17 protein-coding genes are annotated in these 22,402 nt (G+C 38.6%); 3 read left to right on the forward strand and 14 right to left on the reverse strand.

Annotated features, from left to right (window positions below; all coding sequences use genetic code 11):
• Genes mfd through AAEU28_RS00970 form a run of 3 tightly spaced genes read left to right on the forward strand, consistent with a single transcriptional unit; the run spans position 1 to position 4,577 of the window.
• Positions 1-3,474 (forward strand): transcription-repair coupling factor, encoded by a 3,474-nt coding sequence (gene mfd, locus AAEU28_RS00960; protein ID WP_421962568.1) that lies wholly within the window; start codon positions 1-3, stop codon positions 3,472-3,474.
• Positions 3,471-4,313: a CsiV family protein gene (locus tag AAEU28_RS00965; RefSeq protein WP_421962569.1), complete on the forward strand. Its 843-nt coding sequence runs from the start codon at positions 3,471-3,473 to the stop codon at positions 4,311-4,313. The genes mfd and AAEU28_RS00965 overlap by 4 nt, the downstream gene beginning before the upstream one ends.
• 15 nt (positions 4,314-4,328) lie before the next feature.
• The gene (locus AAEU28_RS00970; protein ID WP_138478836.1) at positions 4,329-4,577 is read left to right on the forward strand and encodes an outer membrane protein assembly factor BamE; all 249 of its coding nucleotides are present in this window, start codon (positions 4,329-4,331) and stop codon (positions 4,575-4,577) included.
• An 84-nt stretch (positions 4,578-4,661) separates the two neighbouring features.
• On the opposite strand, the gene AAEU28_RS00975 is transcribed toward AAEU28_RS00970, so the two are convergent.
• From AAEU28_RS00975 to AAEU28_RS01040, 14 genes are all read right to left on the reverse strand, one after another.
• Positions 4,662-5,711 (reverse strand): GGDEF domain-containing protein, encoded by a 1,050-nt coding sequence (locus AAEU28_RS00975; protein WP_421962570.1) that lies wholly within the window; start codon positions 5,709-5,711, stop codon positions 4,662-4,664.
• Between the two features lie 242 nt (positions 5,712-5,953).
• Positions 5,954-7,399: a sigma-54-dependent transcriptional regulator gene (locus tag AAEU28_RS00980; protein ID WP_421962571.1), complete on the reverse strand. Its 1,446-nt coding sequence runs from the start codon at positions 7,397-7,399 to the stop codon at positions 5,954-5,956.
• Between the two features lie 28 nt (positions 7,400-7,427).
• Complete coding sequence (locus tag AAEU28_RS00985; protein ID WP_421962572.1) at positions 7,428-8,918, reverse strand: SpoIIE family protein phosphatase; 1,491 nt, start codon at positions 8,916-8,918, stop codon at positions 7,428-7,430.
• Positions 8,919-8,925: 7 nt separating this feature from the next.
• Positions 8,926-9,633 (reverse strand): tyrosine-protein kinase family protein, encoded by a 708-nt coding sequence (locus tag AAEU28_RS00990; protein WP_404395077.1) that lies wholly within the window; start codon positions 9,631-9,633, stop codon positions 8,926-8,928.
• The gene (locus tag AAEU28_RS00995) at positions 9,630-11,756 is read right to left on the reverse strand and encodes an SLBB domain-containing protein (protein WP_421962573.1); all 2,127 of its coding nucleotides are present in this window, start codon (positions 11,754-11,756) and stop codon (positions 9,630-9,632) included. Before AAEU28_RS00995 ends, AAEU28_RS00990 begins: the two co-directional genes overlap by 4 nt.
• Positions 11,743-12,609 (reverse strand): OmpA family protein, encoded by an 867-nt coding sequence (locus AAEU28_RS01000; protein WP_421962574.1) that lies wholly within the window; start codon positions 12,607-12,609, stop codon positions 11,743-11,745. Before AAEU28_RS01000 ends, AAEU28_RS00995 begins: the two co-directional genes overlap by 14 nt.
• Before the next feature lie 26 nt (positions 12,610-12,635).
• Entirely contained in the window at positions 12,636-12,950 is a 315-nt protein-coding gene (locus AAEU28_RS01005) for an STAS domain-containing protein (protein WP_138478822.1), read from the reverse strand.
• A gap of 253 nt (positions 12,951-13,203) precedes the next feature.
• The gene (locus AAEU28_RS01010; RefSeq protein WP_421962575.1) at positions 13,204-15,009 is read right to left on the reverse strand and encodes a sugar transferase; all 1,806 of its coding nucleotides are present in this window, start codon (positions 15,007-15,009) and stop codon (positions 13,204-13,206) included.
• Positions 15,010-15,018: 9 nt separating this feature from the next.
• Positions 15,019-16,095: a glycosyltransferase gene (locus AAEU28_RS01015; protein ID WP_421962576.1), complete on the reverse strand. Its 1,077-nt coding sequence runs from the start codon at positions 16,093-16,095 to the stop codon at positions 15,019-15,021.
• Entirely contained in the window at positions 16,088-17,581 is a 1,494-nt protein-coding gene (locus tag AAEU28_RS01020) for a GumC family protein (protein WP_421962577.1), read from the reverse strand. The genes AAEU28_RS01015 and AAEU28_RS01020 overlap by 8 nt, the downstream gene beginning before the upstream one ends.
• Positions 17,582-17,769: 188 nt before the next feature.
• The gene (locus AAEU28_RS01025) at positions 17,770-18,933 is read right to left on the reverse strand and encodes a glycosyltransferase (protein ID WP_421962578.1); all 1,164 of its coding nucleotides are present in this window, start codon (positions 18,931-18,933) and stop codon (positions 17,770-17,772) included.
• A gap of 9 nt (positions 18,934-18,942) precedes the next feature.
• A complete protein-coding gene (locus AAEU28_RS01030; RefSeq protein ID WP_421962579.1) occupies positions 18,943-19,641 on the reverse strand; it encodes an acyltransferase in 699 nt (232 codons plus the stop codon).
• 3 nt (positions 19,642-19,644) lie between these two features.
• Positions 19,645-21,012, reverse strand: a complete 1,368-nt coding sequence (locus AAEU28_RS01035) for an O-antigen ligase family protein (RefSeq protein WP_421962580.1) — start codon at positions 21,010-21,012, stop codon at positions 19,645-19,647.
• A 4-nt stretch (positions 21,013-21,016) separates the two neighbouring features.
• Positions 21,017-22,402 (reverse strand): lipopolysaccharide biosynthesis protein, encoded by a 1,386-nt coding sequence (locus AAEU28_RS01040; protein ID WP_421962581.1) that lies wholly within the window; start codon positions 22,400-22,402, stop codon positions 21,017-21,019.

Raw genomic sequence — 22,402 nt, forward strand, 5'->3', positions numbered from 1 at the left:
ATGGCGTCTGCGCATTGGCAATCCATGCCTTGGGTAAAAAATAACAAAGATAAAATTAGTTGGGGCCAGTTAACAGGCAGTGGCTTAGCACTCACCATCAGTGCAAATATAGCTGATAAAAAAAACATGACGGTTATTGTCACTCCCGACACCCCTTCAGCTTTGCGCCTTGAAACAGAGTTAGACTATTTATTACAAGAACATAAGGTGATGACTTTCCCTGACTGGGAAACACTACCTTATGACCACTTCTCGCCACACCAAGATATTATTTCACAACGCCTTGAAACGCTAAATGCATTAAAACAGCAAAGTAAAACTGTTTTAATTATTCCAGTTTCGACACTTATGCTTAGAACAGCACCACCAAGTTTTATTTATGGCCAAGCACTTAAATTCAAATGTGGCGATACGGTTGATGCGCAGCAGCTAAAAGATTCATTAACAGAATCGGGTTATCGACATGTTCAACAGGTCATGGAACATGGTGAATTTGCAGTAAGGGGCTCTATTGTCGATTTATACCCAATGGGCAGTAAAACACCCTACCGTATTGATTTTTTTGATGATGAAATAGATTCAATCCGTTTATTCGATATTGAAACTCAGCGCTCTAGTGATACCGTCAAAGAAATCGACCTATTACCGGCGCATGAATTTCCAACTAATCCAGAAGATATTGAAAGATTCAGAATTGCTTATCGGGCAGAGTTTGGCGCAAGCTCTGAGCAAGACTCTATCTATATGCAGGTTAGCAAGGCAAATTGGCCAGCTGGTATCGAGTATTATTTACCCCTATTCTTTGAGTCACTTTCTACCATTTTTGATTATCTTCCAGAAGATGCGGCAATTATGCATCTTGCAGACATAGAACATGCTGCAAAAAGTTTTTGGGATGATGTTGAAAAGCGATATGAAAACCGACGCGTTGACCCTTTAAGGCCGCTATTATCGCCAGAAAAACTCTACTTACCAGTAGAGTCGTTGTATCAACAGTTTAAACACTTCGCACGAGTCAATTTAACTCAAGCCAGCTTACCAACCAAAGCCGGTAATACAAATTTAGATGCTGCCTTAATTGACGGCATCCGAATCGACCATAAAAAAGCCGACCCTTACGATGCTATTTTGAAATTTGTTGCTGATCAAAAGAAACAAAAAGCACGCATTTTATTTAGTGTGGAATCTGACGGTCGTCGAGAATCACTACTTACATTATTAAAAACAACAAATTTAAAACTTAAGCAATTCGAGCATCTCAACGATTTTATCTCTACCTCTAATGATGTCGGTATTATTGTCAGTCCACTTGAGCAAAGTATTTCACTGTCTGGCAAGCCCAAACTTAATATTATTACTGAGCAAGAATTACTTGGTATTAAGGTTTCGCAACGACGCCGAAGAAAACATAAATATGAGCAAGGGCAAGATGCTTTAATTCGTAATTTAGCCGAGTTAAAAGAAGGCCAACCGATTGTTCATTTAGATCACGGTGTGGGTAGATACCTAGGTTTACAAACCATTGATGCTGCCGGAGTTGCAACCGAGTTTGTCACCATCACCTATGCGAACGAAGCTAAACTATATGTACCCGTATCAGCTTTACACATGCTGAGTCGTTATTCTGGTGGTGAAGAAGCATCCGCGCCACTTCATAAACTAGGTTCAGATGTATGGGAAAAAGCGAAAAGACGCGCTGCTGAAAAAGTCAGAGACGTTGCCGCTGAATTACTCGATATCTATGCGAAACGTCAAAGCAAACCTGGATACAAATTTAAACTTGATGGTCAGGGCTATCGTAATTTTGCAGATAGCTTTCCATTTGAAGAAACAGATGATCAACGTAATGCCATTGAAGCTGTACTTGCTGATATGCAATCTAATCAAGCGATGGATAGATTAGTGTGTGGTGACGTAGGCTTTGGTAAAACAGAAGTGGCGATGCGTGGTGCATTTGCCGCGGTTAACGATAGCAAACAAGTTGCTGTGCTGGTACCAACCACACTACTTGCTCAACAACACTTTGAAAACTTCAAAGACCGTTTTGCAGATTTACCCGTTGAAGTCGGTGTTTTGTCGCGATTTAACAGCACAAAAGAGCAAAAAGAAACACTAGCTAAGTTAGAAAATGGCACCATAGATATCGTCATCGGTACACATAAACTGATCCAAGACAATATTAAGTTCAGTGATTTAGGCTTACTCATTGTTGACGAAGAGCACCGCTTTGGTGTACGTCAAAAAGAGAAAATTAAACAGCTCCGTGCTGACGTTGATATTTTAACCCTGACAGCCACACCAATACCAAGAACGCTTAATATGGCGATGAGTGGCATGCGCGATTTATCTATTATCGCTACACCACCGGCAAAACGCCTAGCTGTGAAAACATTTGTTCAAGAACGTAATGATGAGCTAATAAGAGAAGCCATTTTGCGTGAAATTAAACGTGGTGGCCAAGTTTACTTCTTGCACAACAATGTTGAAACCATTGAAAAGACCGCATTTGATATTTCAGAACTTGTACCTGAAGCCAGTGTCGCCATTGCCCATGGTCAAATGCGCGAGCGTGAATTAGAAAACTTGATGAGTGATTTTTATCACCAAAAGCATAATGTACTGGTGTGTACAACCATCATTGAAACGGGTATTGATATTCCGTCTGCAAATACCATTATCATGGATAGAGCTGACAAACTTGGCCTTGCACAACTGCATCAATTAAGAGGTCGTGTTGGCCGAAGCCACCACCAAGCTTATGCTTATTTGTTAACGAGAAATAGCCAATCTCTCAGTAAAGATGCAGTTAAACGTTTACAAGCCATAGAGTCACTTGAAGACTTAGGCGCTGGTTTTGCGTTGGCAACACACGATTTAGAAATTCGTGGTGCCGGTGAGCTGTTAGGTGATGATCAAAGTGGTCAAATCCAGTCTGTTGGCTTCACTCTATATATGGAAATGCTCGAACATGCTGTTCAAGCGCTACGTGATGGTAAAGAGCCAACACTTGAAAACTTGTTACAGCAGCAAACTGAAGTAGATCTTAAAATACCTGCGCTACTACCAGATGACTATATTCCAGATGTAAATATTCGACTTAGTATGTATAAGCGTATCGCCTCTATTACAAATGCCGATGAAATCGACGAAATGAAAGTTGAACTTATTGACCGTTTTGGACTGCTACCAGATGCGACTAAAAACTTGTTTGCTATACAGCAAATTAAACTTCAAGCGAACAAAATTGGTGTGAGTAAAATAGAAGCGAACATCAAAGGCGGCTACTTCGAGTTCAGTTCTGATACAAAAGTTAACCCAACGTTCATCATTGCTTTGATACAAAGTAATCCGTCAGTCTATAGAATGGAAGGTGCAAATAAGTTACGCTTCAATATAGAAGAAAAAAATGGCCAAGAAAGACTAAAATTAATCAGCGCCATGATAAATGATTTTGATAAAAAGGCATCTGCATGAAGCATAAGCTTTTAAAGCTCACAACATTGACGTTTTTAACTGCGTTTGCAGCCAATGCAAACGCAACCCGTTGGTTTGAAATTGAACTCATTGCTTTTGAGCAAAAACCAACGCCTGAGTTGCGAGAAGATTTTAAACTTGAGCGTAAACCGATTCAGGCACGAAAAAAATTGGATATGATTGAGACTGGGTTAAACAATCAAGGTCAGATCCAATGTTTGGCAGGTGAACAACAATTTGATCCCAGAGAATTAAGTCAACAAATTGTGGCAACATCCAGCTCTTGGCAATGTGATGATGATAGAAATTATCTAGAACAAATGCAGGCCTTGCCACTAACACCTTTTGCAGAGCCTCAAGAGCATATGGATTCGATGTACTTGCTTGCTGAAGAACAGTTTCAATTTGAATCAGTCTTAAATAAATTAAAGCGCAAAGGATTGAATCCTATATTACACACTGGCTGGCGCTTTCCTGAAATGAGTAGCCGACGCGCGCCAAGTATTGAAATCATAGCTGGTCAAAAAATTGCTAAACCGACTAGCTATAAAGCAATTAATAACATCAGTAATGATGGTTACATTAGCCTTCTAGATAAGCCTATTCACCTTCAAGCGATTAACGATGAGTTTAAGTGGCAAGTTGAAGGGCTAATGAAAATTCATGTCAGACATTACTTGTTCGTTACTACAGACTTAGATATCAATTTCATTGATAACGAAGGTGAATTACAACAAGCAAGAATGTCTCAATATACTCGTGTTTATAGTGGTGATATACATTACTTAGATCACCCTAGACTCGGGATAATATTTCAAATAAGAAAATATAAACATTAAGCACGAGGGGTTAATATGAAAAAACTACTACTAGTTGCAGCACTACTAACATTAGCTGGCTGTTCAAAAGTAAATAAAGAAAACTACGACAAAATCAAAGTCGGTATGGACAAAGCTGAAGTTGAAGCAATTATTGGCTCAGCAGATTCGTGTGAAGAAAAAACATTACACACAAATTGCGTCTGGGGCGGTGAAGAGAAAAACATCACAATCACACTTGTGTCAGATAAAGTGACCTTATTCTCGAGCAAAGGCTTGAAATAACTAAAAGATCTTAACAGTTCATACGAAAATCCCCACAAATGTGGGGATTTTTTGTTTTCACTCAGTATTTATAAAATCAAATGCTTAAGCTGCATCAGATATAACCCGATCTCTGCCCTGCTCTTTTGCATCGTATAAGAGTTCATCTACGCGTTTAAAAATATTCTCGGTAGTTTCACCAGAGCGATATTCAGTTACACCGATACTTGATGTTACACACAATGATTGCGCATCACTCACTGCAATTGGTGTTTCTCTTAAGCGTGTAGCAATTTCGTGTGCCAGTTTTAAAGCCTGAGCATTTGACTTATGTGGCAGGACTATTAAAAATTCTTCTCCGCCATAACGTGAAACAATATCAGTACTTCTTACCGAATTTGATAATACAGAGGCAGCCTCTTTCAGTACCTTATCACCAGCAATATGGCCAAATGTATCGTTTATACGTTTAAATCTATCTAGGTCAAACATAATAACTGAGAACTTGATTGCCTCAGATTTTAAATGTTCGATCGACCGTAATAAAACACGTCTGTTTATCAGTTTCGTTAAAGGATCAACTGTGGATTCTCTATAGAGGTGCATCAACATTGAAAGTTGCGCTATTTGCAGCCATAAGCTGATCCCAGCGAATAGTACAAATAGCCAAATATTATTAAATAGTGACCAAACATCACCTTGATAGAAAAGGCTTTGTACAATTGCAAACGGACAAAATATAAAAGCCATCAGAATGAGGCTTCCTCTAATTGTTAAAGGAAATAGTCCGACCATAGCTAAAATTAAATAAGGTAGCATTGAAAAAATAAATGGCACATCATTGAGACTATCAAAGGTCATCATTGAAGCTAAATAAAACAATGAAGGTAAGAAAAAAGACAGTGCGACCACTTTTTTAATTAATAAAGCAGAACAACATTTTTTAATAAAATAAGCCATTGCGAACAGACTGACTGACAAAACAAGTCGACTAATTAATATGGTAGTCGCTTGCTCATATTCGAAGGCATAAAAATCATAAATGGAAAAAAAAGGCACCGAAATAGCGAAGAAAATACACATTACCCAAAGTCGTTTTCTGATATAAATAGAGCGTTTTTGTGTAAAGTCGTTTGAATGATTATTTGAACCCAATAAGTCTAATAATGTGTTCTGTTCAAGGCCTAGTAGTTTCAAAACCGTATTTAACTGCCACTTCCTTTTGTTTCCATTGTTAAAGTTTATCGAATCTGTTGAATTTACCATGCCTAAAACTCATCTCATTATGTAATGAACATTATTATGATGAGATTTTAAGCTGGGCAAAAAAAGTACTGTTAATTTAGATCAAGTTTATTGCAGAATTTAGTTTAAACTTGGAGAGTAATAATCAGTCACTATTGCTCCCAAGTTTTCATTTTTCGATAAATTGTTGAAGGGCTAAGCTCTAACATGGCCGCTGCTTTGGGGATATTGTTACCACAAATTTCAATCGCTTGTTCAATATATTCTTTTTCAACAATCCACATCGGCCTGATGTCAAAATGGCTTTGCATTGTAACAGCTGGTTCATTTGGTGTAATTACAGGTGACTGAGTTTGCACTGCATCAAATGTAGGGTTAGCTCTTGATTCTGCATTAACTTGATTAGAGGGAGCAATTTGTTGGACGTTGCTATTAGTAACAGGGAAAGCAGGAAACATATGCGCGTCAATAACTTCACTATGATTCATAACTAAGGTATTGCGGATCATGTTTTCTAGCTGACGTACGTTACCAGGCCAATCATAGTTAAGCAGTTTTTGCTTTGCGTTTTCAGTTAACTTTTCAAAGAATTTGCCTTCTTCTTTTGCAATACGTTCAAACATGGCTTGAGCTATCTGCACAACGTCCTCACCGCGATCTCTAAGCGGCGGAAGCTGAATCGGGATAACATAAAGACGGTAATATAAATCTTCTCTAAAACGCCCTTCTTGTACTTCTAACCAAGGGTCACGGTTTGTTGCACATACAAATCTAACATTTACTGACTGTAAGGTTTCACTGCCTACTTTTTGGAAAGTTCCGGTTTGTATAAAACGAAGTAACTTACTTTGTAGACCAAGGTCCATTTCGCACAATTCATCGAGAAATAACGTACCGCCGTTTGCTTGGCCAGCAGCACCTTCGCGGTTTGAGGTCGCGCCCGTAAAAGCACCTTTGACGTGACCAAAAATTTCACTTTCTATTAAATCTTTAGGGATCGCTGCACAGTTTAATGCAACAAAAGGGGCTTGTTTTCGATCGCTACACTCATGAACCGCTTTAGCGCATAACTCTTTACCCGTGCCACTTTCACCTGTAATAAAAACCGTCGCTTTGGAGTTCGCCGCATTAGAAATGATTTGATAGACACTTTGCATTGCAGAAGATTTGCCTATCAACTGACAAAAACGACCGTTTTCAAACGTTGATTGATACTCTTCGACTTTTTTGCTAAGTGTTTTTAATTTTAAACCATTGTTTACCGTGATCCTAAAACGCTCTGCATCAATCGGTTTTTCGAGAAAATCGATGGCACCGTGACGAATTGCTTCTACAGCCAATTCTTTACTCGCATGGGCTGTGAGTACGATAACATCAGGGCGATTTTGCTCTGGCAACTGCGCTAAGATGTCCATGCCGCTCATATCTGGCAGCATGATATCTAAAATGATTAAATCAGGTTGATTAGCATCTAAATAATCTAATGCAGCTTGCCCTGTGCCCGCAACAAAAGTTTTTAACCCTGTAGGAATAAGGTAAGACTGATACAGTAATGCAAGGGACTCTGTATCTTCTACAATTAAAATACTCGCTGGCATAGCAACCTCCTGATTGCAAAATCATTTCCTATACTTTATTAAGAACCAGTAATGTTGAATCGTCAATCTCTTTTGTTAAATCAGGTAGGCATTTTTGCCAAAGTTGTGTTTGAAATTCAGCACTTTGTAAGCTCATCTCACTCAGCTTATTTTTAATAAATTCATCTGATGCGCTAAACTTGTCACTATTCTCGTGAAGACCATCAGTAAAAGCGACGATGTAAGCTGACGAGGGTAAAATCAAAGATTTTGAGGTGTATTGATATGCAGAATTTAACCCTATTATAGGCTCGCTTGACTCTAATGACATCACTGTGTCGTTTTGTTTATCAATGAGTAAAAAACTAGGTTGACCGATATTAATGTATTCAAGCGTGTCTTTGACAAATTTAAACCCCAGCAAAGTGAAAATTTTGTCTTTATTAATACAAATTCCGTTAATTACTGCGTCGTTCAAATCATTCACCATGCTCGATAAATCATTTGAGTTCTTTACTAGCCCATAAATAAACCCTTTTAATTCACTCGCAGTGTTTGCCGCGACTTCACCATGCCCCATGACATCGACCAAGAATACAAAGTGTTCACCTTTTTCTTTGTTGCTGTAATTTAGAACAAAATCTCCACTTCTTTCGTGTGTCGCACTGCCAAACACAGACAATGATTTATGCGAGCCTAACTCTATTAAATTATTGCTGTATGCGTTTTTAGCTTTTGCTCTGAGTGTATCTTTTTTTCGTCTTAAAACACGTTCACAAATAAGTTGAATGTCTTCTTTATTTAGTGGCTTAATTACATAATCGTCAATACCCACAGACACTGTTTGCTTGATCGTATCAATCGCATTATCAACAGACATCACTATGATCCCAAGGTTGGCTAAATGCTGATAACGATTTATTTGTTCAATAAATTTAGTTGCCAACATCTGATTTAAATTCAAGTCTATTAGCAATAAATCAACGTCATGTTTTGATATAAAAGAATGTGCTTTATATTCACAGTCGAATGCATACACGTCATAATCATCTTTTAGATAGCACTCGATTAATTTTAGGGTTGATAGTTCGTCCTCGATTATGACGACCTTGGTTTTATCTGAAGTACTGGTGAGTGTGATTCTAAAATGGTTTTGCTCTGACTCTTCAAAATATTGATATTGCGGAAAGTAGTGATTGATCAGTGCCAAGCCCATCCCGCCTTCTCTTAACTGCCCATCCTTTATCACTGCACTTCGGTCGTTTTGTTCGTCTTGAGCAAAATCAGCAAAAAATTGTGTATTATCAATGATTGTTAAGGCAACGCCCCCTTTAATATTGTCTATTACTAGGGTCATTACACCATCTTCGCCTTCTGAATGACGTATCAAATTAGATAGATACTCTGTTAATACTAGACCGGTATTATCAATGTCTTCGTTAGATACCTTCATCTGCTTCAGATAATGATGCAATATTTCTCTAACTGACTGAATTGCTGGCCAGACTAAATTAAACCTTCTATAAAACAGTGTCGACATAGTCACCTCAGACCGCTTCAAATAGCCATTTTTGTTTTTTAATCGCGGTGATTAATTTCACTTTGAGCCATGGGAAGCGATTTAATCTATGTTCTACACTTTCTATCAATCGCGGGCCTAAAGGAGGTAGAGCAAACTGGCTAACAACGACCTCAATATGCTTGAAATTGGCTTTTTTAATTTTATCGACACTGACCTGGACTTGTTCTTCATTGTTAATGCCAAGTGCCACATTCAAAATCGCCATATCTGTTGCACTTGAAATAACATGAAGCGGGATATTTTGCCGATTATTTTGCATCAAAGGTGGCATATCAAAGATGATATAAGTGAACTCCTGCTCCAGCATTAAAATCGCTTGCTGTAAAATGCCAAACTCTCTTACTTGTGCGTCTTCTTTCAACTCTTTCACCGTTAGAAAGTCAAATTGCTTTAAACGTTTTGTGTAAAGCTGACAGCTTATATCATCAAAACTCCAACCTTGGTCGTCCATCTGCTCTTCTAACCAATCAAATGACATTGGGTTATAAGAGTTTAAGTCGACTAATAACACTTTCTTGTCGATGGTTTGTAGTCTTCTTGCTAGGCAAACCGAAATTGAACTTGTGCCCTCTTCTCCAACAGGAGAAAAAACACATAAACACTTGGCTTTTTTGTCTACAATACTTTTATAGACAGCTTCAACTTCTTGATATTCTGTAGGAATTAACTTCATAGACCCACCGCTAATGCAAGTATTGTTAAGAAATCAACAATTGAACTTTTCGCTCTTTGGCCAAAGTCTTGGCCTTGATCAGGTATATATACGGTATCGCCTGCACGTAAAACAGGAATACGCATTGAGTTCGGTTCGCGTATAAACTCTTCAAGGTCGAAACGTCTTGCCTGCTCTTTACAACATGAGTGATTAATCACAACAATGTTTTCAATTAAAGCACTTCCTGTTGGCCCACCCGCTTCAGCTAACAAATCAAGTAAAGTCATAGAATCATCAAACGAGTAACGTCCGGGTGTTTTTATCGCGCCCATGACGCGAACAACATTTTCTTTTTTCCGACTTAACCAATCTCTGGATTTTTCAGGAATATAAATTGTGTCACCTGGAAGTACTTTCGGAAAAAGTGTTTCGTCACCGGTCTCAAAATAAAGTGCTAGATCAAGTTTGCTCACTCTGGCTTCATAGCCATTACGGTGAGTGATGCGAATATTTCTAATATCAGCATTACTGTTAGGCCCATCAGCTGCAGATAAAATATCAATGAAATGCAGTGACTCATCAAATGCATATCGGCCAGGGGCACCAACTTGTCCCATTACATAAATTGAAGTATCAGGATCTTGTCTTACCCATTGAGATTTATTGTCTTTAGGGTCGTGCGGTAATTCTTCAACGATAATTGTATCTCCAGCTTGAATGCTAGGTAACGGGTAACTACCATCTGGGCTATTTACATAATCGTCCATACTAAAACGCTGTAAAACTTCGCCAGCTCTAAAAATCTTAATATCGTTTACATTAGCCCCTTTAGTTGGGCCACCAGCATGAGCAAATAAATCCGTGAAATCCATTTCATCACTCCATTCATAACGACCAGGACTATTCACTGCCCCCATTACTTTTACTGCACGTTGGGGCGGTACTTTCAGCCAGCTTTTTTCATTGATATCTGTTTTTTCTGGTACAAATACCACATCACCTGGATTAATTGGTGGGATTGGAGAAGTCGCTACGCCATCGCTGTATGATTGCAAATCAAAGTAAATACTTTCACCAGATGGCTTCAAAATCCGTATTTGCCGTGTTTCAGCAAAACGAGTAGGTCCACCAGCATTTGCTAGAATATCTAAAAAACCAATTTTATCTGTTGATTCATAGGCACCTGGTTTTTGAACTTCACCCATAATATAAACGGTTCTTGCCGTGGTATTCACATCTTCAACCATAATCGGCACATAGATTGTGGTTCCACCTTCTATTCTTGGTAATAAAGATTCTTCACCCGAGTCTAAATACTGTTTTAGATCGAAAATTTCAGGCTCGCCGTTACGTATAACACGGATCTTTGTTACATCCGCATAGCGCGTTACCCCTTCTGCACGCATTAATGCATCAATAATATTCATATCTTCTTTGTAAGAAAAACTGCCGGGGCTGTGTAACTCGCCAAATAGTGTTACGGCTTTTTCATTGCCTTCAGCATCACCTGATGCAGATAGAGTTTGGGCGTCGAAATCGATTTGTACATTACCAAGCAGCGGTGAAACTGGAACAAAGACAATATCTCCCGATTTAAGCGCTGGAAGCTTATCTGGGTCGCCACTATCTAAATAAGCCTTATAATCAAAACTAATGCTTTCGTCACCGCGACGGATCTGAAGTTTATTTAGCTGAGCACCCGGTTTTAGCCCCCCAGCTTGTGAGATAACCATTTGTATATTGCCATCTTCAGGAATACTGACTTGTGATGGCTCATTGACATAACCTAGAACGGTAACCAGTAAGTCTCTTGCTCTGATTTCTACATAAAACTGCTCAAGACCTTTATATACTCCGCTTAACTGCAATTTAATCTCATTTTCAACACGTTGAATGGTTTTACCTGCCACCGTTACCTTGCCAATTTCAGGCACATTGATTTGGCCTTTTTTATCTACCTCAAATACATCAGCGAAATCTGCTTCATTGGGCATATTCAAAAATAGTTTATTGCCGACTTCTATAATCGTCGTCTTACCTTCCGTTGAGGATGTTTCTTCTGCAAAAGAAGGCAACGAAATGCTTGAAGTAATAATTAAAAGCCAAAAAGGGATCAGGCTATTTAGATTAATTTTTACCATCACTACGCTCCTTAGTCAGCTCATCCGTCCACGATGTAAGTGGTTTTAGCTGAGTTTCTGCATCGATTTGTGATTCAGCATTGAGAATATAAGCATTTACACGCCTATCTGAATGGTGGCTTACCGCGTTGTTGTCGCTTTCGCTGTAAGGGGAAAGACTCCCTTGCGTGACAGTGGTAATCGTTGCAGGATTAACACCATATACACTTAACCAATGTTTTACCTTTTCTGCCCGCTTAAAGGCGAGCTCATAATTATCAGAGTCAATGCCCTTCTTATCTGTATGACCGACAAGAAGTAACTCAATTTCAGGAACTAGTTTCAATAGATCAGCGGCTTGGGTTAGCCTTTTCATATATTTAGGTGTTACTTCGAAACTATCAAATGCAAACTGATTGTCACTGTTCAACAAAGATTTGATCTGTTTAATTATTTTGAGTGAATCATCTTTGCTCTTGTCGTTATTTGCCATAGCACACCCTGTGAGCTTTAGGACACGTTCAAAGTGGTTTTGTAATAAATTCAGTTGATGATAAAAAATTCTTAAATCAGCCTGTGCATCTGAATACATTTCAGCCGCAAGCATTCTCTTTATTCGATTAGATAACATTTCAGCTTGATATACTTGTGCAGGCATACATTTGTTAATACCACGCACTTTCAACCAATCTAATTTCATTTGAATATGTTCATATTCGTTTGCAATGTGCATCGGTGCTGATGCATACCAGGTTTCGCTATTTGTCTCATTGTCAGGGTGATACTCTTCAGCCCAACCACCTTTGCCTTGCTCGGGCCATGTACTACAGCCCGAAACCACTATCAGCATTAGTAAAATATACATCCATCTCATAGCAACTCTCCTGGTTTTAATTTTATCTACTCATCAATAAAATCAATGGTTAAGTCTACTCTTAGTAAGGTCATTAATTTTCTTGGTTGACCGTTTACTTTCAGTAATTGCATATTCACGCCACGTTGCTCAATCCGCTTGAATAAGAACACCATTGCACCAATACCGGACGAATCAATAAACTCTGTCTTATTGAAATTTAGTACAATGTTGTCCTGATGTGTATTCGCAAGTGAATCAAATTGTTCTCTGTATCTATCTACAGACATACCTGAAAAGTCACTTGGTAGTTCTACAATGATTTTGTCGTCGATTACTTCTGTTGGTAGTTGCTGATACATGATAGTTATCCTCTCGTTAGGTTTAACTTTAACTATCAAGTTGAGTGCCATACTTTAATTTATTGAAATAAATGACTTTTATTTTTGGTAGATTTTAATTTTCGCAAATTGCAATGGGTGAAACAGTAAACAATTGCAAAATGCGAGTCACTTGTGTATTAAGAATTGGATATACGCGAAAGGCTTAATCGAAAGGAAAAAAGCCAAGTAAAAACTTGGCTTGGATTTATATCAAAGCGACAATTTATATAGATTATTTCCCTTTCCCCATAAGCACGACTTGAATGGTTTTAACTAAAATGCTCATCTCAGTTCTGTACCAAGATGAAAAACTAGAAAGCGACAACGCATAAGCATAATCCCAGGCTATTTTTCTTCTTACACCTTCAATATTTTCATCGTAGCCGTTCATTACTTGCGCTAAACCAGAAATACCTGGTTTTAATTGATAAGTACGGTGCGTGAAGTAAGGTACGTTTTCTTCTAAATTTTTATAAAATACAGGACGTTCAGGACGCGGACCGATTAAAGACATTTCACCTTTTAATACATTCCATAATTGAGGTAATTCATCTAAACGTGTCTTTCTTAGAAAACGACCCACACGTGTGATCCTAGGATCGTTATCAGAAGCCCATACAGCGCCACTGCGCGCTTCTGCATCAATATACATACTTCTCAACTTATAAACGTAAATTAAGCTTACAAAGTTGTCTGTAGACTCGCCAACTCTTAGCTGTTTGTAGATGATGCCCCCTTTTGAATCTAGCTTAATGGCAATGGCTACAAGCAACAGAATAGGTGCAGTTAATACCAGACCAACTAAAGCGCCAATGACATCGATAATGCGCTTGGTAATTAAAATGCGTTTTTGCTCTGAGTTAATTTTTTTAGGCACACGAGACCAACTTTGTTTATAGACACCTTTATGAAATTGTACGATTCCGTATAAACCAACTAGATAACTAAACAACATATAATTCACAGAGTCGATTACAGGTAGCTTAAAGCTGAACAGTCCACGGATTTTAGCTAAACCAATCAAGTTCGTTATTAGTAACCCCATTGCTGCAACCGAATATAACCCCCCTACTAATACAGCCTGACTGAATAAAGAAACATAAAGCACAGCGATACAAATCGGCATGACGCCTCTTAGCCCTTTGCTAGAAGTAAAAATAAGTTTTTGCCACAGGTTGAAAGATCCGAACTTCTTAACTAGCAAGCCAAGTTGTTGCCAGTTTCCTGCACAGATACGCACACGGCGTGTATAGTCTTTGTCTAGCGCGTCTTCTTCCATCTCAACCATGTTTATGTCTTCTGAGATTGCAATCACGTGCTCTTTATCAACTGCTTGGACCGCTTGAATGAAGTCGTCATTAATGGTGCCTTCATCGAGAGGTTTTACTAGGTGACTTTTAATGGCAAGTAAAGAGCCCGAAACACCATTGACCGCGCCAAAGATACTTTCATCTAAGCGCGTTTTGTTTTGCAGTGCCCAGTAGCCGCTCTGTTCATTGTTAGCTTGGTCATATACTTGATATAAGCCTGATACAACGGCAACTTTCTTATCTGCCATCTTGCACGCGACTTCTTGAAAAGCGTTTATACTTAGCATGGCGCTCACATCTGAAAACAGCACCACATCATAATCACTGCTGTATAAGTTAATGAGATGATTGATTGCGTTTAACTTGCCTTTATTCTCATCAAACACATCAATATGACAAAATATGTTTTGTTCAGCCAGTCTATCGAGTGCTGGGGTTGCACACGCCAATGTGTCATCGGTGCAACCATCTAGCACAAGGTGAATGGCAATTTTTTCATTCGGGTAAATTTGACTGGCAATATTGATGAGCTTGTCATAAATATATGCTTGTTCATTATGAGCTGCCATGAATACCGCAATTTTTGGCTGATACGCTTTAATACAATCGCTTTGCAAATTGCGACGCTGTTTGTATTTTGCAACAACACTGAGTGCCAAAGGGTACACCCCATGGTGATAGATCACTAAGCCAATACAGATGATGAGAATGATATCCATGGTATTCATAACTTACTCCTAGCTTTTTATGCTTTCATATAAGTAGTCATAACGTTTTGTCATTTTTTTCGAACAACCAAGCTCTAAAGCATGTGCTCTGACCTTAGTGCCGTTTTGCAATGACAAACCTCTCTGTATAGCATCTGGCAAACAATGGGCCATATTTATGTTTAATAAAATACCGCTTTGTTTGCTCACAATTTCTTTAACGCCCCCGACATCAGAAGCAATGACAGGAATGTTACAGGCCATAGCTTCAAGCAAGGTAAGCGGAAGCCCTTCACGCTCTGAAAATAAACAAAACACATCAATGGCAGAATAAAACAGCGGCATAGCATCGACTTTACCTAGCCAATGAATTCTATCTTGTAGTGACTTTTCTATACCGTATTTAGTGTAAAACTCACGTTGACTGCCATCTCCCGCAAAAACAAGGTGAACGTGATCTGGCAAAGATTTAAGGCTATCAATTAGGGCTATATGGCCTTTGCCTTTCTCGACTCTTGCAGCACAGCCAACCAGTTTAATACCGCTTGGTAAACCTAAGCGACAACGTGCAAGGTACTTGGAAAAAGGTCTAAAAAGCTGAGTGTCTATGCCATTGTGCACAACATAATCTGCTTTAATAGAGGTTTGATGTGTCAGTTCAGATGCCACTGCATTCGCGTCTGTCACTATGGTAACTTTAGTCAGACTATGGACTAATTTAGTCAACAAACGTTGTTTAAAGTTATTTAAATACCAAGCATCGTGCATTGTGTGAATGTGTTTAACGTGCGGCCTGTGCATTTTGACCATAGCACCATAAAATAGAGGGCCAACATGATGACTGTGGATGGTATCAATGCCCCACTCGTCAATAAGTTTGATGAGCTTTTTAACTGTTTGGTAAGAAATACCTGGTTGTTTGTCTAAACATTCAAAATGAGAAAGCTCTTTTAATGCTGGCCACGCTGATAAAGCTCGATTAGTTGAGCCCTCAAGGGCAACTAAAGCCATTTTATTTGAGAACTTACTTTGCTGACACAATGTAAGAACCATCTTCTCTAAACCACCTACCAGTGGATGCTGAATTAGCTGTAGTACGTTATTCATAAGAACTCCTCGATGCTTCAATAATGATCTCTCGTTCAAACTCTTGATGAACTATCGGCATGACGGTCAGTACTGGTTGCTCTGTAAGATGGGCCACTGTTTTCATGTCTTTAATGCGTGTATCAAGTAGTGCATAGACAAATACAAGTGCTATGCCACAAAATAGCCCAAGGACAATACCAAGGACGACACTGATCCATAATGGGTTATTAATTGGCACGCTAGGGCTATAAGCACGTTCAATTGTCTTAACTTTATCAGGGCCTTCGTAGCGAACTAGCTGACCCGTAACCTTAGACATTTCATAACGCTCTAACATATCTTTATAGAGATTTTGTTTTACTTCTAAATCACGTTGCAATTTGCGAAGCTTTTTATCTATGTCAGTGGTACTACTTAAACGTGCTGCAATAAGTCGAATTTGCTCGTCTAACATGTCTAACTCTTGTTGATGTTGAGCCAGGCTATTTTTAGCTTCTTCGAGTGTTAATAGTTGAGAGACCAACAAAGCGTTATTTTGTTTTTCTCCATCTTGCGGCAAGGTATTGGCGATTTGCCAAAGCGAATCTAGGTCGGTTGAATCAATTGATTGATGTTTTTCGCTTATGGTTTGCTTATGCGCCTTTAGGTTTTCAAGCTCTTTTAATTTAGCCTGTAATTTGCTGTGCTTATCGGTATAACGTGTTCTTAAAAGTGCAATTTCAGCCTCAGTACGAAGAATTTTATCTTCAATATGACCTAGAATTGGGTTTGCTTTACTCATTTTCTTTGCAAGCGTATTAAACTTGGCCTGCGCCCCACTGAGTACCACGGTTTTCATTTGCTTTTGCTGTTCAAGGCGTGACATGGTTTCCTGGTTCACGCTCATCAGCTCTGGTAAAGCATCTCGGTTATCTGCTTTAAATTGCGCTAATTGATCTTCTGACTTTTCAAGTTCGCTTCTCATTAGCTCAAGTTGATCTAAAAAGAATTGCTCTGAGGTATCTAAAGACGATTTAGTTGGAGCAAGTAACCGCTCAATAAACTTTTCAACAACAAGCTCTAGAATGGGTTTCATTTGGGCTTGGTTGTTCCATTTAAAGCTTATTTTTACAAGTTCATCACCAACGACTGAGATAGAAATTGCCTGGCCTAACTTCTGACGCATTTGCTCAACTTCTCTTATCGGCGCGCCCTCAGGGACTAATTGCATTTCTTCAACAATTTCAGCTAAATTGTTTCTACTCAATACCAAAGTACGGAGTGCATCTATACGCTCTGATAGTTCGAATGAAAAAGACAATTCATCTAGGTAAGGATTTAATAGCGCTGATTCTTCAATCAAGATACTGGCGTGATTGGTATATTGCTTTTCAGCCGTTGCACTCAAGCCTATGACAATGATTGGTACTATGATAAATGGCAGCAAAACTAACTGATAGCGTTCATACACGGCGTATAACGCTAAATACAGTAGTCTTTTAATTTGAGCTTGTGCCAATATCATACAATTCATCCGTTTTGCATTTTGCAAAGCAAAATTGAACCCGCTTGCAAAATGTCAGTTAATAACAAAGATTTCATATCTTTGTTATGAACAGTCGCAAGAAAAGAACCAACTTTAAAAATAGAATGGAATTTTAGATTTGAAAGATGCTGGGTACTGCATAACCACCCACTAATAATTAAGACTCATTAATTCAGTGGGTTGCTATGAAAGTTTTTGCACTCTGATAAAACAAATTGGGCTTTATGATCCCAGCTATGGCGTTTAACTAAATCACTTGAATGAGATTTCCAAGCGATTTGTGGAAAATGATTTATGGCAACGGCTATATCGAGGCGATTTAAAAAGCCTTCTGCAGAATTAGATATTAAAACCGCGTCTTGAAATCGTCTTACTGCAGGGAAATCGGTTGCCACAATCGGCACTCCTGCAGCTAAATACTCTTTCAGCTTCAATGGATCGCATGACTGAATTTGACCATTATCTTTAAAAGGCAAAATTGAAGCTTGCCAGTGCTGCGAAAACCCGGCCAATTTTTTGTGATCTATTGCTTGAAGATGAGTGACATTATTCAGGCATAGTAATTTTGAAATATCTACCTCAGCTTTTCCAACCAATACAAATTGGTATTGCGGCCTTTGTCTCGCACAGTACTCTAATAAATCTATATCTAGCCAACTTGAAATAGATCCATAAAAGCCAATGACATTATTCTTTCCTAATAACTCATCAGCTTTGGGTTTTGGTTGATTAAACAAATTAAAATCGACACCATGTTCAAGTAGTTGTGTTTTATGTGCCGGCATCTTGCGCATCAACTTATCACTGATCACAAAAATCCTATCTGCTTTTGCAATTAAAGCCTTTTCAAACCCTTCCACCATTTGGTGGTCAACGCCTGCAAGGGATGAAAAATCATCACCACAATAATAAATAAGCTTGTCTTGAGGTCTTAACTTTATTGCATTGATGGCGGTGGCGACACTTAACCAATATATTATTGGCTCTTCGTTTGATGTATCGATTAATTGATTTATTTTGAATGAGTTAAATGCTGAACACAGTGTATTATCATGCCATGGCAACACCAATGGGTTCTGCACTTTAGGAGAATGAGATTTTTCTACTTCATTAGTTTTTTCATGTGTTTTGTGCTTATTAGTTAACTTGCTTTTTATCATCAAAGAAAGCTTAGTAACAATACGATTCATGTCTTTTAAATTTAAACTTGGCTTTCTCATACCAATTGAATTAAACCAAATGACATCATGCTCTTTTGCGATACGAGTAAAAAGATGCTGTGTGCTGCTTGGGTGACTGCCCCAATCTTCAGCGAAAACGACAAAACGCATGATAACCTCCTATAAAGCTCTGATGACTTTAGCTGGGTTCCCACCCGCTAGTGTAAAAGGTGGTACATCCTTAGTGACAACAGAGTTAGCAGCAATAATGGCTCCTTCACCAATTGTAACACCAGCAATGATGGTTGAGCCGGTACCAACCCATGCACCTTTTTTAACTATAATGTCACCAACTTGATCGTCGGTGTCAGGTAAACCTTGTGCACGAAGCTCACAATCAACGGGGTGGCCTGGAAATCCGGCGAGAAAAATCTTCCCTGCAAAACGAACATCGTCTTCAATAATGACTTTGCTACCAACCGAAATCGCATTCTGCCACCCAATATCGACATTGTTACCTATACGGAGTTCTGGGGTTTGTTTAGATACCGCACGACCGCAAAATGTTGTAATACCAGACATACGTACATCGTCACCAATAGAAATCTCTAGTGGTCCAAAAATTTGCGGCATACCACAAAATAATGAGAGTCTTTTTTTGCTACCACTTATCCTAGATTTAAACATGGGTGTGAAATAAAAGAATTGCGTTGCAGAATGCAAAAGGTTTTGCATAAAGCGATGACTAACGTAAAGGCCTTTGTGAAATAGAGGGATCACTGGAAACTCGATATGTCTAATACCAAATACAAGTTTACGGATTAATTTTCCGAGTTGAGAATTATCTGTTTTAACCCAATTTTTCAATGCAATATACATAACTTACCCCTTGTCATCATCCTCTTTCGTCAATAAACGCTCTAGTGCGATTGTTAACGAAAGTACTATGTATAAAGGCCAAGTGAAGGCTTGCGTTAAAAATGTACCTGACACCATAAAACCAAATAGTCCAGCTTGAAGAATGTGAACATTAACAAGCAGAGATTCTTTGTTCTTACTTTTACAGTACAAATTACTCCGTCTTAAACTTTTAAATATGGATACTATGAGCATCGCAAAAAGTATAAGACCAACAAACCCCATTTCACCCAAAACCTGAAACCATGTACTGTGTACTGCATGATTCTTGCCATCCCAATGTGGACTATAGAAAAAATAATTAACGTAGAAATTACTGATCCCAACACCGGTAAATGGGTTAGATAAAGCCATGTTTATTGCAGCCTGCCACGCATAAATACGACCCATTGCTGAAGCATCAACTCCCTCTTCAGCTGCACCACCACTTTGCCTATCACTTATCCCTGCAACCGCTAATAAGAACAACCCTGCTACAGCACCGATGCCACCAAGCACAATTGGGTTTTTTATTCTTTTTGAAATAAAGAAACCCAGTATAGTTAAAATACCCAGTAAGCCACCACGGCTTTGCGTTGCAATGATCCCCCAGCACATAAGCAACATGCCTAGTAATGCGAGGAACCTAAAAAAAGGTTTGTTATTTGAGTTAAAAACTTCGCCAGCAAAAAATGCCACCGGAAAAAGTAACACTAAAGATAAGTCGTTTGGATCACCGATCTGTGAACGATATTCTCGAGATATTGTCACCCGAGTGCCTTCAATAAGACCGATACCATTGAGTTTGTTGTAAATGGCGACACCGGCTAATAGTGCACCAGAAATCATTATCCCTATACGGGTATAGGTCATAAGCTTTGCGGTATTAATGAGCCAACTAATAACGAACACCATTAAGAATACTTTTGATAACGTACCAGTGTACATCGACATCGCCTCTGCACGGTTAGTTGCCATAAAAACACACACGGTGATCCAGAAAAAAAAGATGGTAAACATGGCATGACAAGTATGCCAAAAAGGTTTGAGTTTCAAGCTAATAAATAAATGCCAGACAATGCCAAGCATGGCAGCCAGAGCCAACATTTTTGGAATTTTTAAGTTATATAGAACAGGAAATGCTTCGTGAAGTCTGAAATAACTAAATAAAATAAACAGTATAACAAAGGCCGTACTGGCTTTTATTGTGCTGTAAAGTGCAAAGGGTAAAAGCAGTAGAGCAAAAACAGATATGACTCCGAATGTTGTATACAGTACATACGTCAACATACACAACATGGCGGCAGCGGACCAATATTGTAATTTTTGATTCTTACTTTGGTTTATATCCATATTGCTACCCTCTTAGAAGATGCACGACATGTTTACGTTGAATAAAACCAACACTTATGACAATCAGGCAAGCGCTTGCAAAAAATATCAATGCATACAACTGATAATGGGAAACCAGCAATGTCTGCGCCACTAAAAAGCTAATCATACAAATTAAGTATTTGTATTTATAAGGTAAGGTCACCAATATTTGACTTCTGATTAAGAACATCAAACTACGGATCGTATGAACTGCAATGAGTACATAGAGCATGATGTATAAATCATAATATTTTAAACTCAAGTAGCAGCCTAAAATGGCAAGCACAGCACAAAACCCATTTATGATGGGTGCTGCTTGTGCATTGTTTTTGTAATAACAACCTAGATTCAGTAATTCAGATATGGTTTTAATAAAAAAAACAACGCATAGCCAAGGTAGTATTTTTTTAGATTCTGCATATTCACCAGGCAGCAGTAGATCAATCATAAATGGTCCTAGCGTCATCATGGTTATCACTATGAGTAGCGCATACGCTAAACCATAGAGTGGGATATCAGCTGCTTTTTGTTCATTATTTTGAAACGTATTGAATCGTTGTGGAAACCACCACAGTCTGAATGGCTCGAATGCGATAGAAGTTACAAGCGCAAATTGTGTTGCAACAAAATACATAGCGAGTGTTTCTTTGCCTTGAAAAGACACTAGAAACCAATTTTCGGCGCCATTTAAACCATAAGCGAATAAAGAAGATAAAGTAATAGAAAGAATATAAAGGCCATGTTCATTCGTTATGTTTGTTCCACTCTTTTCGTTAACAGTTATAAAAGTTCTATAGTGCCAAGCTAGAAAAAAGAGAATAAACCAAACTACTGCAGCGCCGGAGAACATCACGCCAACAACGCCGTACCCAGCTTCGAGTAATAGCAATGTGATAATGGCTTGTAACACCCCTTGTGATACAGACGTCAACATAAATGCTTTTGCTTTACCGTGGATCCTCAAGATTGCAAGTGGTAGTGCCAACACCACACTGCCCCCTAGGTTTGTAAAAAGCAGTCTTAATGCCTCAGTCGACAATTGAGTTGGTAGTAGCGTTACTAAAGTATCTACAAAGAAAATTGCAATTATTAAGCACAAACAAGCGCTACAAAGTGCAATCTTTAAACATGATTTATAAAATCCTAAGCGCTGTGAATTATTTTTAAATTGATTGAATCTATATAACAATTCACTTAGACCAAGAGACAAAACAATACTCAACATACTGGCGATACTGACAAGGAAATTCAGCATGCCGTAATCAGATACACTTAAGTATCTTGTCATGATCGGCATCATAACCAGGCTTATGCCTTTAAGGCTCAAAATCGCTAGTGCATAATAAAGTATATTTGTCGTCTTACTCAT

This window comes from Pseudoalteromonas sp. SS15 (assembly GCF_049257195.1).
In the GTDB taxonomy this organism is placed as follows: Bacteria; Pseudomonadota; Gammaproteobacteria; order Enterobacterales; family Alteromonadaceae; genus Pseudoalteromonas.